The sequence below is a fragment of the Bacillus sp. KNSH39 genome (assembly GCF_052656585.1).
In genome coordinates this window covers 923,957-940,406 of the sequence record NZ_JBQXYO010000001.1, presented here as the reverse complement: position 1 = coordinate 940,406, position 16,450 = coordinate 923,957, and the positions used below count along the sequence as shown (strand labels likewise).

The 16,450-nt window shown below is 31.5% G+C and carries 13 protein-coding genes and 2 pseudogenes; 6 read left to right on the top strand and 9 right to left on the bottom strand.

Going from position 1 to position 16,450, the window contains the following annotated elements; all coding sequences use genetic code 11:
- Positions 1-102: 102 nt before the first annotated feature.
- Positions 103-906 (bottom strand): class C sortase, encoded by an 804-nt coding sequence (locus ACUL40_RS04625; RefSeq protein ID WP_166669623.1) that lies wholly within the window; start codon positions 904-906, stop codon positions 103-105.
- An 87-nt stretch (positions 907-993) separates the two neighbouring features.
- On the bottom strand, positions 994-2,655 hold the full coding sequence (locus tag ACUL40_RS04620) for a SpaA isopeptide-forming pilin-related protein (protein WP_166669624.1): 1,662 nt from the start codon (positions 2,653-2,655) through the stop codon (positions 994-996).
- Positions 2,656-3,246: 591 nt separating this feature from the next.
- Between ACUL40_RS04620 and ACUL40_RS04615 the strand changes: the two genes are divergently transcribed.
- Positions 3,247-4,473, top strand: a complete 1,227-nt coding sequence (locus tag ACUL40_RS04615) for a helix-turn-helix domain-containing protein (protein WP_075677045.1) — start codon at positions 3,247-3,249, stop codon at positions 4,471-4,473.
- Positions 4,474-4,805: 332 nt separating this feature from the next.
- Here the strand turns inward: ACUL40_RS04615 and ACUL40_RS04610 are convergent, their stop codons facing one another.
- The 6 genes and pseudogenes from ACUL40_RS04610 to yqeK all read right to left on the bottom strand — a co-directional run bounded on the left by ACUL40_RS04610 (position 4,806) and on the right by yqeK (position 11,178).
- Positions 4,806-7,487, bottom strand: coding sequence for a M4 family metallopeptidase (locus ACUL40_RS04610; protein ID WP_445422850.1), 2,682 nt, complete (start codon positions 7,485-7,487; stop codon positions 4,806-4,808).
- Between the two features lie 174 nt (positions 7,488-7,661).
- Positions 7,662-8,036, bottom strand: coding sequence for a hypothetical protein (locus ACUL40_RS04605; protein ID WP_001059022.1), 375 nt, complete (start codon positions 8,034-8,036; stop codon positions 7,662-7,664).
- 191 nt (positions 8,037-8,227) lie between these two features.
- Positions 8,228-9,076 (bottom strand): GNAT family N-acetyltransferase, encoded by an 849-nt coding sequence (locus ACUL40_RS04600; protein ID WP_048519177.1) that lies wholly within the window; start codon positions 9,074-9,076, stop codon positions 8,228-8,230.
- Between the two features lie 42 nt (positions 9,077-9,118).
- On the bottom strand, positions 9,119-9,856 hold the full coding sequence (gene mtnN, locus ACUL40_RS04595; RefSeq protein ID WP_000151939.1) for a 5'-methylthioadenosine/S-adenosylhomocysteine nucleosidase: 738 nt from the start codon (positions 9,854-9,856) through the stop codon (positions 9,119-9,121).
- Positions 9,853-10,556, bottom strand: a pseudogene (locus ACUL40_RS04590) (DUF3885 domain-containing protein). Before ACUL40_RS04590 ends, mtnN begins: the two are co-directional and overlap by 4 nt.
- A 13-nt stretch (positions 10,557-10,569) precedes the next feature.
- A complete protein-coding gene (yqeK, locus tag ACUL40_RS04585) occupies positions 10,570-11,178 on the bottom strand; it encodes a bis(5'-nucleosyl)-tetraphosphatase (symmetrical) YqeK (RefSeq protein WP_445422849.1) in 609 nt (202 codons plus the stop codon).
- Positions 11,179-11,370: 192 nt separating this feature from the next.
- On the opposite strand from yqeK, the gene ACUL40_RS04580 reads away from it, so the two are divergent.
- From ACUL40_RS04580 to ACUL40_RS04570, 3 genes are all read left to right on the top strand, one after another.
- A complete protein-coding gene (locus ACUL40_RS04580) occupies positions 11,371-12,066 on the top strand; it encodes a response regulator transcription factor (RefSeq protein WP_001038807.1) in 696 nt (231 codons plus the stop codon).
- Complete coding sequence (locus ACUL40_RS04575) at positions 12,056-13,213, top strand: sensor histidine kinase (protein WP_001243312.1); 1,158 nt, start codon at positions 12,056-12,058, stop codon at positions 13,211-13,213. The genes ACUL40_RS04580 and ACUL40_RS04575 overlap by 11 nt, the downstream gene beginning before the upstream one ends.
- A 175-nt stretch (positions 13,214-13,388) precedes the next feature.
- Positions 13,389-14,405: a D-alanyl-D-alanine carboxypeptidase family protein gene (locus ACUL40_RS04570; protein ID WP_098214383.1), complete on the top strand. Its 1,017-nt coding sequence runs from the start codon at positions 13,389-13,391 to the stop codon at positions 14,403-14,405.
- A gap of 60 nt (positions 14,406-14,465) precedes the next feature.
- Here ACUL40_RS04570 and ACUL40_RS04565 read toward each other — a convergent pair.
- Positions 14,466-14,576: pseudogene (locus ACUL40_RS04565) on the bottom strand (DinB family protein); the annotation flags it as partial.
- A gap of 165 nt (positions 14,577-14,741) precedes the next feature.
- Here ACUL40_RS04565 and ACUL40_RS04560 point away from each other — a divergent pair.
- Positions 14,742-14,879 (top strand): DUF3956 domain-containing protein, encoded by a 138-nt coding sequence (locus ACUL40_RS04560; RefSeq protein WP_000376554.1) that lies wholly within the window; start codon positions 14,742-14,744, stop codon positions 14,877-14,879.
- Between the two features lie 117 nt (positions 14,880-14,996).
- Positions 14,997-16,156, top strand: a protein-coding gene (locus tag ACUL40_RS04555; RefSeq protein WP_445423132.1) for an IS3 family transposase whose coding sequence is annotated in 2 segments (ribosomal slippage) — positions 14,997-15,255 and positions 15,255-16,156 — 1,161 coding nt in all. Because the reading frame shifts where the segments join, the coding sequence is not laid out codon by codon here.
- Positions 16,157-16,450: the final 294 nt, after the last annotated feature.

Sequence of the window (16,450 nt, the reverse complement as noted above, 5' to 3'; positions counted from 1 at the left end):
TTTTTATTAATGATGATTTACTTCAATCCCCTATATACCTTCTTTACTTATCTCTGAATTTACGGTCCCACTTCCCATTAATGCAGGATAAATACATACATTCTATCGAGTAAACCTTTTCTTATAAATTACGACTAGAAACACACATAACAATAGGAGTGGAACTATTACAGTCCACTTATTAAACATAAATATCTCTGTACTCACTTTTTGTTTTTCTTTCTCGTTTAACTCCACACGCTCACCTCGAACTAGCAATCTATTGGTGTTTACTCCATAAGGCGTACACGTAATTAAAGTTGTATAATCTTTATTTTCTACAATTTGTAGATCTTCCATTTCGTGTGGTAACACTACTTTAATTTGATCTACTTTATAAGCAAGAACTTTGTCTAAAGAATGAATATAAAAAAGATCTCCTTCACTCAACTTATCTAAATCTGTAAATAATTTTGCTGATGGTAAACCACGATGCCCTGTTAAAATAGTGTGCGTATTTTCTCCACCTACCGGGAGCGAAGAAAAATCTAAATGACCTATCCCGCGACTTAATACTTCCTCAGAGGTCCCTTGATAGATTGGCAGTTTTATATTAATTTTCGATATTTCAATATACCCCATTACATCTCCTAAATTTAACGCATCAGCATACGCTTGATGATTACTTTTTTTTTCAGAAAATGGATCTGTAAATATTTTCGCAGAAGTTTGAACTTGTTTATTATATTCGGCTGCTTCTTTTTCCCTACGTTCGACTTCTTTCTTTTGTAATGCTTTAATCTTCTTATCGTAAGAGCTAATCTCAGAATAATGTGTACGGGTCGCCAACCAATTACTAATAGTAGGATATAAAAAAATACCTAATCCAAATAAGAAAATACCTCCCAAAACAAGATTTCGTTTCATATTTCCACCTCTGTATACGCTTAAATATCGAAAAGAGGAAAGCATTTTGCTTCTCCCCTTTTCATATGGTTACATGTTCCTAAAATCTTAATTTCTAGCAAACTTTTTTCTAAAGAAAACAAATGCCGCTGTAAGCATTAAAGTAAGGCCTATTACAGTAAAAAGAGTCGTTCCTATACCACCCGTTACCGGAAGAATCCATCCACTTTTATTATTTTCAATCGTCAATTTAACCGTTTGATTATTTTCACTAATCTTTACATCAATGGGGTCTTTTAATAATTGATAAGATGCTTTTGTACCATCTTCTTTTGTATATGTTGGTGCTTTCGTTTCAAAAATTTGATAGTCTCCATATGGAATGTTAGACCATTTAATAACACCATTTTCATCTGATACACCTGTTACTTCTTTTCCTGCTACGACAACTATTTTTCCATTATTATCTTTAAGTACAAACTCTGCACCTTTTAATTTATTCTTATTAGCACCATCAATTTTTGTTAACTCAATTATTCCAGTTGTCGGAATAACAACTACGGGTTTAGATTCCTTTTCTCCAATTACATCATTTTTATTTGAAAAATGTATTTTTGCTGTATTGAAAATTTCCGAACCAGATGGTACTCCTTCTTTTACTTGAGATTTAATTTGCAAATGAAATTCTTTTTTACCATCTAATTTTGTGAAATCTTTTACTGTAGCTGTTACCTTTTGACCTTCTATAGCTACCTCTACAATGCTTGCATTTACTTCTGCTCCATCAATTTTCACGATTGGCTTTCCTTGAATCACTAAACGATTATCCAAAGTATCTGTTACCACATATTTTTTGTATTCCTTAATGTCTTCTGGAATTAATGTTTTAATATCATAATTATAATTAGTTAACGGATTGATTGGTAACGCTTCCAATTTTCCGTTAATCTTTTTATCAATTGTTGGTTCTTCATAGTTTTTCACTTCTAATTTAACTACTGTACCAGAAGTAATAGTTCCATCTTCATTAATTGTTCCGGAGTTCTTAACAAAAAACTCACGTTTAGTTGGATCTATTACATAGCCTTTCGGAGCTTTTGTTTCTTGGAAATAGTATTCTCCATACACCAATCCTTGCACGCGAATATGACCATTAGCATCTGTTACTAACTCTTTTTTCACTTCTGTACCGTCTTTTTTAAATAAAGAGAATACTGCACCTGCTAATGCTTTTTCATTTACACCAGTTTTTATTAAATCCACTGCACCACGTTTAATCTCATTTTTGGGATACATGTGAACATCATAGTTTAGCACCTTACCCTCTTTATTTGTTAATGGAATATCCACTGTATACGTATTGGGATTTAGATTAACATGTGGAGGTCCTGCCACTTCTTTCACCTCATAACGTCCTAGCGGAAGATCTTTTAATATAGCTTGTCCGTTATCATCTGTTACTACTTGATTTGGAGTGGCTCCCATTACAGGTTTCACGTCTTCTTTTACGATTTTCCCATCGTTTGAAATTTTTTCAAAAGAAGCAACCCTTTTTACTTCAAACGTTACACCTTTTAATGGTTTCACATCCTTTGGCACCTCTTGATTTGCAGAACCGTCACCTTCTAGTCCCTGCGCTCCATCTTTTTCTTGTTCATACTTATGAATCGTTAAAGTACCTTTAGATGGTGAATCTGCCTTTACTAATACACTAGACCATGTAGAAAATGTTAAGAATAACACTAAAAGCACACTAAATATTTTTTTCATTTCTCTTATCCCCTTTACTACTTCTATCATTTTAAAAATTTCTTTATTACTATTACCTTCTTAAAAGCAATAGTGTGCCAAGTATCAGATTTAAACGAATAACATAAAACATAGTCGTCCAACAATCCATTGTTTACAATCACTTATTCACTTTTCTTATCTTCTATTATTACGTTGTCTCTCCACATGATATATGTAATTTTCTCCCCTAAATTACACGTATATCCCTATTTCAAGAATCATTACATTTGTTGCATAATAGCTTTCACCGCTAATTTCGACTATTCACTTACTGTCAATCTATTCATTTCTCACTTCCTATCCCTATTTAAAATCCAATCTTAATCATTTTTTAATACATATAAGTAATAACCAACAAATAAGTGTGACGATTCATATTTTACGTTACTGTCCAAAACTATTACCTGTATATTCAAATAATATGTGCTATTCATGTTAAATTATGGTATTATTCTTAGAAGTTTATAACTTTTATTTATATTTTTTATTGATAAAGGTTTTCCGTATCTACTTATGAAAAAGGAATATATGTTTATTTAACTATTACGCATAACTGTAAGGAGGAAGAATATGACTAAAAAACTCAGTCTAGTTGAAATAGAGTACATTTGCAATATGTTTTTTCAATCTTTCGAAATTCCAGTTTGTTTTTTAGATTGTAACAAAAATATTCTTTTAGAATTTAAATCAAAAAATGATTCACATTCGTTATATACATCAAAAATAGAAGAGTTACATATGCTTTTTCAGAGAAATGATACATATAATTCCCCCATCTTCAGAACTCACGAATATCTAGGGCACTTTATTTTAATTCACATAAAGAGCGATTATATGGTGAACGGTACTGTTATTATTGGGCCCTTGACACATGTGAATTCTTCTACAAGTAAAGCGGATAGTAACCTTAATTTTATTCCAAATTATAAAAGAACAAGAGACCATTATTTTTCATTGTCAGTCAAAGATCAAAATTTCTTTGTAAATATAGCGATATTGTTCTATAGCATTCTCTATAAAAAAAATTCAGATGTAAGCACCTTTTCAAATAACAGTGACTCACTTCATATAAGTCATAGCAGCATCTTAAACGAAGATGTATATATTTCAATGCAAAAAGACGAATCCATTTATCATAATTTATATATAGAGCAGCAACTACTTAGTTCTATAGAACACGGGGATAAAGAAACCGTACTCAAATATTATTACGAATTCCAACAAGAGACTCTTTCATCTTTATCTTCATTCCATCAATTAAGACGTCATAAAAACATTTGTATTTCATCCATCACGCTCGCTACTAGATATGCGATAAAAGGGGGACTTCCATCTGGGATTGCTTACAAAATTTATGATTTACATATTCAAAGAACAGAAGATTTAAAAGACAAAGAATCTGTTTGGGATTTATTAAAAAATGCTTTTTGTACCTTTGCAGACCGTGTAAAGGCACAAAAAACACAGCAACATTCACAGACTATTGCTATTTGCAAAAACTACATTTTTAAAAATATTTACAATCCAATATCTGTTAAACAAGTTGCTAAATTTGCAAATGTGAATTCAGATTATTTATCTATATTATTTAAAAAAGAAGTCGGTATTTCATTAATTGAGTACATTCAACGTGAACGAATAGAAGAAGCAAAGAAATTATTAACTTTCACCACCTATCCTTTATCAGACATATGCGCTTCGCTTAATTTTAGCGATCAAAGTTATTTCACTAAAATTTTTAAAAAATTCACCAATGAAACACCTGGTAAATATCGAAAATCTCATGTTGTCATTTAGAGTGAAACTTCCATTAAAACAAAATGTTTTCAGTAACTCATCAATGGCAGATTAGAAGCACTCCCAGATTCATGAACTATAGGATTTATGCTTTTTCCAAACCAAAAAACACGTTACTATTCTTTTATTTTAATGAGAATAGTAACGTGTTTTTTATGTAATGTAGTTTTGTAGACAGAACATGATCCAACTACAAATTTTTATAGAAGCCAAATGCACCGCTTAACTACTAAAATCTTATTAAGTAAAAAATCCATATTTTGTTTTACTTACTTTCTACTTTATTTCTTTTGAATAATGAACTCTTTTCTTCAAACGAATGATCCCTACTATTATTTTTGTATCTTTCTAAATTTGCGAACAAAAGTGAGTACTGTGCCTGTAATAATCATCAATATGCCGATTGCTGCACTGTTAGTTGTACTTACACCCGTCTTTGGAAGCTCCTTATATGTATATTCTTTTTTATCGCTATTACTGTTGTTTGGGATATTACTCTTATTTTCCTTATTAGCAAGGCCATTAGCTTTGCTAGTTTCTTTATCTTTCACTAATACTTTTTGTATTGCATTTACCTCATTACCCACGGAATCTCTAACACTATATATTATTTCATAAGTACCAGCTTTAGTTGTATCTATAGTTCCTTCATACGCTACTTTAGAAATAAGGTCACCGTCCTCTTTATCAGTAGCTGATACCCCTACCAATGGATCAAATTGATCACCCTCAGTAATTGAAGTTGTAGCAGGTACTTTTAGTATTGGTTTATCATTTTTAACTTCTTCTCTAACTTTGACCGTTACAGTTTGCTTCGCCGTTACTTCATGACCTTTAGAATCTGTAACCGTGTACGTTAATACGTAAGTACCGGCTTTAGTTGTATCTACTTCACCATCAACTTTGATTTTAGAAGTGAGATCACCGTCTTCTTTATCGATAGCTAATACTTCTGCCATTGGAACAAATGAATCTCCAACATGAATTGTCGCTCCAACAGGCACTGTTAATTTAGGTTCTAAATCTGATGTTTCTCCATTTCCCTCTACAATTACAGTCTGTGTTGCCGTTGCATTCCGCCCTTGAGAATCAACAACCATGTATTCCACAATGTATGTACCTGGTTTTGAAGTATCTACATCGCCTTTATGCTTTACTTTATTTGTTAAATCACCATCTTCTTTATCAACAGCTTTTACATTTCTCATTGGATCAAACGTATCACCTACACGTAGTGTAATCGTAAACGGTACAGTTAACTCTGGAGCTTGGTTTTCTGCTGTTTTTTCGTTCTCTTTCACCGTTCCTGTAATTTTTGCCGCATCAAAAGCATTTTGGACTGCTTGAACTTCAATTGAGTTCGCTCCATATTTATTAGTTGCCACTTTAAGGCATGCCAATTTCAATTCAGAGAAATTAGAAGTCATATTTAATTCATCAGTATTTGCATAATAGAAAATATCAAACATTCTATCTTCACCAATACCATTTACATTTACACCGTTATGAGTACCACCTTGTGCCATTAAATACGCAACTTTATTAATAATACTTGAGTTAAAATGAACGCCTCCATAATCCTCTCCATTTAAATCATTATATTTACTATAATCATCCGGATACGGTAGTCCTTCTGAAAAATTAATTGCAGTTGGATTTTTCATATTACGAAAAGTCGATCCAGTTTGTTCTCCTATTGTCCAGTTAAATTCCCCATTATTTATGTATTTCTCTATAGCCGTTCCCATAATATCCGATAATGCTTCGTTAATTGCCCCAGATTCTCCTGAAAATTCAAGGTTAGATTCACTTGATGTAACTGCATGTGTAAATTCATGACCGGCTATATCGAACGCTTTTACCATGGGATCTCCATATAAAAGCATACTAATGTTATTAATATTAGTACTAAATGCATTCTCCCAATTTTCAGGATCATTTGTTCCTCCAGAATCCCATGCATGTACAACTGAAACTACTTTTTTTCCTTTATTATCAAAACTATTACGCTTATATTTTTCTTTATAAAAATCGTATACCTTTGTTGCTAAGAAATGAGCGCTTACCGCCTTTGGATCATTAAATGTTGTTGAAACACTAGTTGCTAGTATACCAGGATAATAACTTTCTTCATTTGTAATATCTCTATAATTTACATCATATGTCTCAATTCCTTGTCCTCTTGTGTAATCAGCAAGCGCATAATTCCCACTGGTCTGTTTAGAAATACCAAATGTACGAGTTACGCCTAAATCATCTTTTCCTGTTCCAGTTAATGATGTAAAATTGCTAGTTTTATTTTCCTTAACGGATTCAACATACTCTTCACTTATTTTCAAACTTGATTCTTGTACCATATCTTTTAACATTTCACCATTATGAGCATTCACTAAATAAGTTCCAGATACATAATTTGGTGTTGTAGCAGCAAATGTAACTTGATATGCATTGCTAGCCTGCCCATGATTTTCATCAACAAAAATAACTGCCTTAACTTCTGGCTCAGAAATAAATTTAGTATCGTTTCCGTACTTTTTATAAATATATTGTTTTGCTTCTTCTTTTGATAAATTAATAGGTTTCTTTAAATCTTCTTGTGTTAAATTTTGTGCGCTAGCTCCTGAAATGCTTTTAATAATACCTTTTTTATCTACGTGAGCAGTCAACTGGTGGCCATATACTTCTTTTCCTTCATATATTTGTTGCATGCGCACAAGTGTAGTTCCATCATAAGAACCACGTTTTTGAAGAACCTTGTAATCTACTCCTGTTTCTGCACTAACTTGTTTTGGAGACAAAGCATGCTCCGTATTTTCCTTAAGTGCATCTTTCACTACATTCTCTGGTGCCTTTTTTGATGGTTGTGTCAGATCACCTGTACGGAACGAATCCTCTTGAATTTCAACTTGCATTTGACCAGGTTCCTCTGCATGACCTACTCCATATGGTGTTACACTTGTTAAAACGAATCCTGTTGTTAATGCAACTATAGCTATTTCTTTTTTATTTCCCATGATATTTACCTCGTATAAATTTCTATTATTTATATGAAACTGCTAAAATGTATACAATCTATTCCTAACATAAAAAGATGACTTTTGTAATCTACAAAAGCCACCTCTTCAATATGTAATATCCCTAAAATGTTTTTAATACATAATTTCTATACGAACAGAAAAAAGCATTCATTAACGAGCATTTTGCAATACTTTTATTAGGTCATTTATATTTTCAACTTTCTGCTGAAACTGATCAAGTCTGCTATGTAACAATGAAGGATTTTTATCTTCAGTTGAAATAACTTGTTTTAATTCGTTTTCTAATTTATCATACATATCAAAGAAATTATCAAATTCTACACTTACAAGCTCTTCATTTTCGCGATAGAATCTTTTTGCTTCTATATAAGTCATATATGATTTATTTAAAAATCCTAATGAAATTAAATATTTAGAAGTGTTTTCTTGATAAATAGCAATATCACACGCTATTTTAATATCAGAATAAGTCTTTTGAACGAGACAATGCAATTCAAAAATCTTAAACTTTAATCCATTATTCATTTCATCCCCTCCCATCGTATCTATTCTACATAAAATTAGAATATTATACAAAGAAAATTATTAGCATGAAATTGACAATTTAAAAAATAACTTAAGGATAAACAAAATCCCTCTCATTATAAATTATAGTTGCGGAGCATTTACCAACGTAACAGCAAAATAAAAAGCGAAAAGAATAAATCTTTCCGCTCTTAGAGTAATAAATACATTTCATATTGCGCTAAAGAATTCTTTTCAAATCCACATTTCTTAAGAAAACCTTCCAGTAAATTATTGTTAGGAAACCCAATTGATAAACTTGATAAATTTAATTCTTCTCTTGCTATTTGTAATAATTTCATCCCAACACCAATATTTCTATAATCTTTGTCTACGAAAATAAAACTAATTTTACCTTGTTTATTTACACATAGAGAGCCTTTTAAGTCATTATCGACATATGCACCATAAAATACATGATTTGTTTTTTTGATATAATCAATATCATTTTGCCAATTTATATGGAAGTTTAACCATTTCTGAATTTCATCTTTAAAAGTTGGAAATTCTAATTGTTTTACTTCAATATCCTTACAATCTTTATTCATTATTTTAGTCAAATCATTTAAATTATAATAAGAAAGATCGTACACTTTTTCATAGCCCAACTTATTATAAAAATGAATCGCTCGGTCATTTCCTACAATGACTTCGAGAAAAAGTTGCTTACATCCATGTTGAATCGCCTCTTCTTTATGCAGTTCAAATAATTTTTGACTCACACCAATACCGCGGTAATTAGGATGAACCGCTAATGTTCCACAGCGCATAGTCTTAATACTTTCATAATCCTTTATACCACCTAGTATTACGCCAACAGGTTTGCCTTCTTCTAAAGCAAGAAAAGAATGTTCTAGCAAATTACCTTCTGGTCCCAAAAAACGTTGTATAAAATCCCCTTTTGAAACTTCCATTTTAATAATGTAATCTGAAAATCCAACTTTAAAAGCTTCATATACTAAATCAATATTTACATCACTACACCTTTTATATTGAATCATAATATAATTATGCCTCCAATTACTTATGTTAAAACCCTCTAACTATCTATTATTTACTACATTAATCTCATAAACACGTAAAAAGGCAATTAAATGCTCACATGCTCTTTCGCATGCTAGCATTTTAAAAATTTTTTGTTCTTCTTTCGTTTTATCATTTGCTTGATCTGAAGCAGCTTTTAAACAGAGAAATGGTTTTTTATTTATTTGACACACATAGGCGAAAGCTGCTACTTCTTGATCAACTGCCAATGCTCCATATACGGTATGGAGTAAATATCTCATTTCTGAACTACGAATACGTTGATCTCCGGATAAAAATGTACCGAAATGTATTGGATCATATGATCGTATTTTTTTTATTCTTCTTACAAGTGATTTTGTTGTTTCAATAGGTGCTGTTCTACCGTTATATAAATTAAAAACATCTTCCCCTGAGCCAGCTGCAGTAACATCGTGTTGTATTGCGTTTAGTGCCACTACAATATGACCGTTTTTCACCTTGTTTGATAAACTTCCGCATATTCCTGTCATAAACAACTCATCTGGCTGAAACTCACTAATTAACAATTGTACACAACTAGCGCAGCTTACTTTACCGACACCAGTAACAACTGATATAATTTCCAGCTCATTAATAGTATGAAAATGAAATTCCCAAGCTGCTCTTTTTTCAACACGTTCACTCGGATAATGTTGATGCAAATACGTCAGTTCTGGTTCCCATGCAGATACAATTGCAATACGTTTCATTACACGCTTCACTTCCCCTATTGTCATTTAAATAAGTTATCTATACTTTCTCGTTCATAATCTGGAATCCATTCTTTGTATTTCTTATATGAATCTCGTATTATTTCTTTATTCTTCGCAATTACTTCACATCCTCTATCATCATACATAAACATCACAATATCTTTCTTTGCATTTATGAGAAATACATCTGGATAAGAGATTTCTTTTTTTCGTCCAAATCGAAGATACAGATCAGAAAAATCCTCATGATTAGCAGCTTGTATCAGCGGTTCATATTTAATATCTTCCGCAAGACATTTAAAAGAAAATTGATATGTACAATATAAAGTGAAACTTTAATCAGTGGGGGGTCTTACTGCCCGGCAAATAGCGGGATAAATCTGCTTCTTCATCTTCAAATAAAAACGGTAACGTTTCTTATCTTATATGAAATCTTAAATCTCTTTTCTTAATATATTTATTGTATATATTTATTTTCTGTGAAGTTTTTATGTTTTCCTTTTTAAATCTATAAACATTTGTCACTACAAACACTACATCTTCTTTTGAAAATATGTCTTCAAAGTTGAGAAAAGTATTCCATATTTAAATCGTCGGTTCCTTCTACAATTTGATATTTATCTTTTCCGAAATCAAAATGTAAATGATTTTCCCACTGAGAATATAAGTAGGGTCCTAATGTAACTCCTGGAAATGTTTGATTCATATATTCTTTTAATTGCATTTCCTTGTCCTTTCTACTGTACAATTCTTTTTAAATCCCAATATGCTTCTTCTAGCCACGGATGTATAACTTTCAATGTATCTTTCCTTTCCCACAAATATGAAATATATACAAAAGCTGCTTTTTCCAAAGATTTTCCCAATTCTTTTTTTATTTCTATTAAATATGGTGGTGTCCCTTTTTGATCCCATTCTATTTTATCTGCAACAAATAATACTAAATCCATCTTCGTTGCATGTTTACGCAACGTTGTATGGCAACAAATTGCATTTAAAATCTCTTCATCTTCGACTTTAAATATTTCTTTTGCGATTACCCTCGATAATTTTTGATGAATAATCATAGGAAACTTTCTTTCCGCTTCCACTATTTCTACACCAAATTCTTCAGCAACTGCAATCCGCTCCTCGTTTGGAAAAATGCCACTAATATCATGTAAATATCCTGCAATTGCTGCTTTTTCTTTATCTACGTGAAACTTTTCTGCAATCTTTTTTGCCTCATTTGCCACACGAATTGAATGTTTATATGTAAACTCTTTATTATATTTTAGTAGAAAAGCTTTAATATCATTGTCTATTTTTCCAGATGGAGTAAATGAATATATATCATTACATAACATAGAAAATCCCCCTTATAACTAACTTTCATTATAATGTAGAATCTAAATATCCTTGTTATTTTATATTCGTTATTAATCTTTTTACTCCTTTTTAATACGTTACATGAAATTTTATACATAATCATCGCTACAAGTACATAAATGTTTGATATTATAGTAATGTTGATGATTTGTAAGGAAAGGAACTACACAATGAATAAAAATATATTAATTATTGATGATGATAAAGAAATTGTTGAATTACTTGCTGTTTATTTGCGAAATGAAGGCTATAACATTTATAAAGCTTATGATGGCGATGAAGCATTGCAAAAGGTTTCTACATATGAAGTTGACCTTATGATTTTGGATATTATGATGCCAAAACGAAACGGATTAGAAGTTTGTCAGGAAGTGCGTGAAAATAATACTGTACCAATTCTAATGCTTAGTGCAAAAGCAGAAGATATGGATAAAATATTAGGCCTTATGACAGGTGCTGATGATTATATGATCAAACCATTCAATCCATTAGAATTAGTAGCTAGAGTGAAAGCTTTATTACGAAGATCCTCTTTCCAAAATGCTACTTCGCAAAAGAATGAAGATGGTATTATTCGTATTCGCTCTGTTGAAATACACAAACATAATCATACAGTTAAAGTAAATGGAGAGTACATTAAACTAACCTCTATTGAATTCGATATTTTATATTTACTTGCGAGTAATACAGGAAGAGTATTTAGTTCAGAAGAAATTTTCGAACGCGTTTGGAATGAAGATGGTTATGGTTCAAATAAGACGGTAATGGTCCATATTAGCAACTTACGAGATAAACTTGAAACAGTAATAAATGGAGAAAAATTTATTCATACTGTTTGGGGAGTTGGCTATAAAATTGAGAAATGAAGCATTTGATATATTAAAAGATATTCCTAAATGGAAACTTATTTTTTGGCTTTTATTAGCTATCACACTCACTCCTATTACTGAACTAATTATTTATCGCCTCGTTACGAGTGTAATTGAAAGTTCACTTACTCTAACCGAACTCGGTAAAGAATTCATTCGAATTTTTGGTTATGAAAAGTATAAAGGGATTAAAGAGTCTTTATGGATGATGATTGTATCTTATTTGTTTTTATTTTCTATTTTTTCATCCTATCTTTACATTTTTTATCGTCACGAGAAAAAACTTTATTATGAAACTTGTATAAAAAAAATGATAGAAGAAATTCGTTATATTGCAAATGGAAACTTCAATCATAAAGTTTCTATTGTAAATCATAATTATCTAGAAGAATTAGCAATCGGGGTCAATGAAATTGTTGAACAATTAAAAGTCTCAATTGATGAAGAAAGACAAGCGGAACAAGCAAAAAGTGAACTTATTACAAATGTATCACATGACTTACGCACTCCCCTTACTTCTATAGTTGGATACGTAAATTTAATCCATCATGATAATTATAGAGATGAAGTGGAATTGCGATACTATATTCAAGTCATTTACGATAAAGTAACTCGTCTTAATGCATTAATGAATGACTTGTTCGAATATACACGTGTTCAAAATAAAGAATTAAGCTTGTATTCTGTTCCTATTGATATTGTAGAGTTACTTGGACAATTAACTGTTCAATTCCGCATACAGGTTCAAGAAGCTAATATAGAATGTCGACCTTCTTTCCCGTCTCAAAAGCTCATGGTATTAGCTGATGGTGACAAATTAGTGCGTGTGTTTGAAAATCTTATTATAAACGCTATCGCTTATGGAAGCGAAGGTCGCTATATTGACCTTACTGCTTATGAAAGTAATAATATGATTACAATTGATATAACAAATTACGGACAACCTATTCCTAGTACGGATTTACCTCATATTTTTGAACGTTTTTATCGCGTTGAGAAATCTCGCTCTACAAACACTGGTGGATCTGGACTTGGATTAGCAATTGCAAAAAGTATAGTCGAATTGCATAAAGGAACAATTGAAGTATATAGTGATGACGAAAAAACAACATTCACTGTAAAACTACTCCCATACAAATGTTAATATTACAAATAAAAAGTTCAATTTCTTACCATATAAGAAATTGAACTTTTTCCATAATTACCCTAAATTTAATAATCCTTTATAATTCTTTAGAAATTCTTTACCTTTTCTTTCTTCCTAATTAAGCATTCCTTTTTACAATACTATTATTGATGTCATAATAGGAGGATCGCTTATGCAATTCTTAAAGAAATTCGCTATTTTATTATTATCTTTTTTTATTACTGCACTTATCGTTTTATATTTTTATCTTTATGTAAATGGTCCGATTATTCAAGCTAAATCAGCTATTTTAATAAATGCTAATTCAGGTGAAATTGTTTATAAAAAAAATGAAGAAACCCCAGTACAATCAGCTACTTTATCTAAATTAATGACAGAATATATCGTATTGGAGCAACTAAATGATAAAAAGATACAGTTAGATGACTTCGTACAAATAAGTAACGAAGTTTTCCGAGTAGAAACAAGCCCTATACAAGTAACATCGAATGATAAAACAACGGTTCGTGATTTACTTCATGCATTGCTACTGGCAGGGAATAATCGTTCTGCACTCGCTCTAGCAGAACACATTGCTGGAAATGAAGATAACTTTACAGTATTAATGAATAAAAAAGCAAAAGAACTAAAGTTATTACAACCATCTCCATTTCTAAACTCTACTGGAATTAATAATAATACAAATAAACAATCAACTACAACAGCGATAGACGCAGCTAAACTAGCAGCACGATTAGTAAAAGATTTTCCAGATGTATTGAATATTACGAAACTAACCTCTTACCAATTTACCTTCAAAGATTCCCAGGTTTTCAATACGAATAAAATGATATATTCCCTTAATGAAAACATTAAACTTCAAGGTGTTGATGGCTTACAAACTAGTTTTTCAACTAACGGTAATTATAGTTTTGTCAGTACAGCAAAACTTGGAGATACTAGACTAATTTCAGTAATATTAGATGCAGATGAAGAAAACATTTCATTTATTGAAACAAAAAAGTTGCTACAGTATGGTTTTGATCCTTCCTCGTACTCTGCACTCCAAGCTTTTAAAGACGCCCTTACATCTTGGACAATATTGCTTCAGTTTAAAAATTTAATTATACAAACTATAATGATTTTTTTAATCATTACCACCTTAATGTTTTTACATATACGTCAGAAAAAATCCGAGGATTTCAATTAAGAAATCTTCTTATATATAGAACCGACTTGCGCTTGAGATGCAAGTCGGTTTTTAATTCTATCATCCTCTTCCAAGCAAATTTGCTGAAACTGGTTGCAAGTTTAACTCTCTCGCCCATATAGATAGCTGACCAATATGATAAATTTAATATCCCATTACATGTCTTAAAACCTATGTTTTTTGAGGCATACATCCATCTCTGTTTCCTTTCGTTGTGTTCGTTTGTTTAGTTTAAATGGGTTAATCTATTAATTCTATTAAATCCAACAATTGAACTATTACACTTTAAAGTTCTACTCATATACTATAGTAGATTACTAGAAAGGAGGCTTAACTATGGATAGTTGCGTTGTATTTGTAAACGGACAACCTTTTTTAGTTCTTTCAGTAGCTGGTATTGAAATTGCTAGATTAGAGATTTCCCTTCAAGTAGCATTAGCTCTAAGAGTGCTTGGGATACCAATCTGTGATTAATTACCAAATTAATAAAAAAAGAGGGCATTTGGTATTATCCCCTATAGGTAGACAGTAAAAAAAGAGTCCATCTGATATGATGGACTCAATACTGTTTTATCTGGAGGGGATTTTTTTATGGCAAGAAAAGGACAATCATTTCAAAAATATACAGAAGAACTAAAGCAAGAAGCAGTTCGTCTTCGATTAGAAGAGAGAAAATCATTGCGAGAAATTCGTGAACAACTCGGTGTGAAGAGTGATGCTCAGATTATTGAGTGGGTAAAACGTGCGCAACAGGGGGAGTCCTTTGAGGATCAACGTGGTGTCTGGAATCGAAAGAATTTTAATAGTCTAGAAGAAGAAAATGCTTATTTGAAGGCGCAGGTTGAGTATTTAAAAAAGCGCAATCCAAATCTACACGGGAAGGAATGGTCCTAAAGAAAGAACGATTTTCTCTTATCGATTCATTACGCCAAGCCTATCCACTTCGATGGCTGTTTCAAATCGCGGAAGTTTCTAAGGCTGGCTACTATAAATGGCGGAAATATCATAACGTAGAGCGTTTACGTCAGAAAAGGGATATGTGGCATAAAGAACATATTTTATCTATTCATCGTCAGCACCCTTACTATGGGTATAAACGCATGACTCGTGCTTTAGCTCGAGAAGGAATGGTAATGAATCATAAACGTGTTCGCCGTCTCATGAGAGAATTAGGCATCCAATCTATCATCCGGAAAAAACGTCCATTTTACGGAAGGAAAACATCGGTGATATTTAAAAATCATTTGAACCGAGAGTTTCAAGCGGACAAACAAAATCAAAAATATGTAACGGATATTACTTATGTACGAATTGGAGACCAGTTTGCTTATTTGTCAGCCATGTTAGACCTATATAACAATGAAATTGTCGCTTGGAAGCTATCTCGAAGAAATGATTTAGATTTGGTTTTAACTACATTACAACAATTAGAGGGGAAATCCTTATCCATTAAGCCCCTTTTACATTCAGATCAAGGGTTTCAATATACATCAAAATCTTACGCAAAGCAGTTAGAAAGATTAGGATTTGTCGGTAGTCATTCTAGACGTGGAAACTGTTTTGATAATGCGTGTATCGAATCATTCTTCTCACATTTAAAAACAGAGAAGTTGTATTTAGTGCGCCCAAAAACATATGAAATGGCTTATCAAGCAATTCAAGAATATATTCAATTCTATAATACAGAAAGGTTCCAAGAAAAACTTCACGGCCTTTCCCCGATAGAATATCGGGAAAAGGCCGTGGCATAATACTCTTTTTATTACTGTCTACTTGACAGGGAGATGACCAATTAGCCCTCTTTTTTTATTTTCTTCTCACCTTTTCTTAAAAACAAACAAAATTTAAATTTTATTTTTTATATTGTAATGAAAATCCGAAAAATTAACCCATTTTATTCAATAAAAAAGAGCTCCACCCATACCTCATTATCCGTTTCTAAAAAATTAGAATTCGATTAATTACAAGAAAATTTAAATATACGAACGTTACATAAAATACTTGTTAGAATAGCTGTCCCTCACACTATTTATTTCGCCGACGTT

What these genes read in the sequence shown, in the direction of transcription:
- ACUL40_RS04625 (WP_166669623.1), bottom strand. Translation starts at nt 906, where the DNA reads ATGAAACGAAATCTTGTTTTGGGAGGTATTTTCTTATTTGGATTAGGT.
- ACUL40_RS04620 (WP_166669624.1), bottom strand. Translation starts at nt 2,655, where the DNA reads ATGAAAAAAATATTTAGTGTGCTTTTAGTGTTATTCTTAACATTTTCT.
- ACUL40_RS04615 (WP_075677045.1), top strand. Translation starts at nt 3,247, where the DNA reads ATGACTAAAAAACTCAGTCTAGTTGAAATAGAGTACATTTGCAATATG.
- ACUL40_RS04610 (WP_445422850.1), bottom strand. Translation starts at nt 7,487, where the DNA reads ATGGGAAATAAAAAAGAAATAGCTATAGTTGCATTAACAACAGGATTC.
- ACUL40_RS04605 (WP_001059022.1), bottom strand. Translation starts at nt 8,036, where the DNA reads ATGAATAATGGATTAAAGTTTAAGATTTTTGAATTGCATTGTCTCGTT.
- ACUL40_RS04600 (WP_048519177.1), bottom strand. Translation starts at nt 9,076, where the DNA reads ATGATTCAATATAAAAGGTGTAGTGATGTAAATATTGATTTAGTATAT.
- mtnN (WP_000151939.1), bottom strand. Translation starts at nt 9,856, where the DNA reads ATGACAATAGGGGAAGTGAAGCGTGTAATGAAACGTATTGCAATTGTA.
- yqeK (WP_445422849.1), bottom strand. Translation starts at nt 11,178, where the DNA reads ATGTTATGTAATGATATATATTCATTTACTCCATCTGGAAAAATAGAC.
- ACUL40_RS04580 (WP_001038807.1), top strand. Translation starts at nt 11,371, where the DNA reads ATGAATAAAAATATATTAATTATTGATGATGATAAAGAAATTGTTGAA.
- ACUL40_RS04570 (WP_098214383.1), top strand. Translation starts at nt 13,389, where the DNA reads ATGCAATTCTTAAAGAAATTCGCTATTTTATTATTATCTTTTTTTATT.
- ACUL40_RS04560 (WP_000376554.1), top strand. Translation starts at nt 14,742, where the DNA reads ATGGATAGTTGCGTTGTATTTGTAAACGGACAACCTTTTTTAGTTCTT.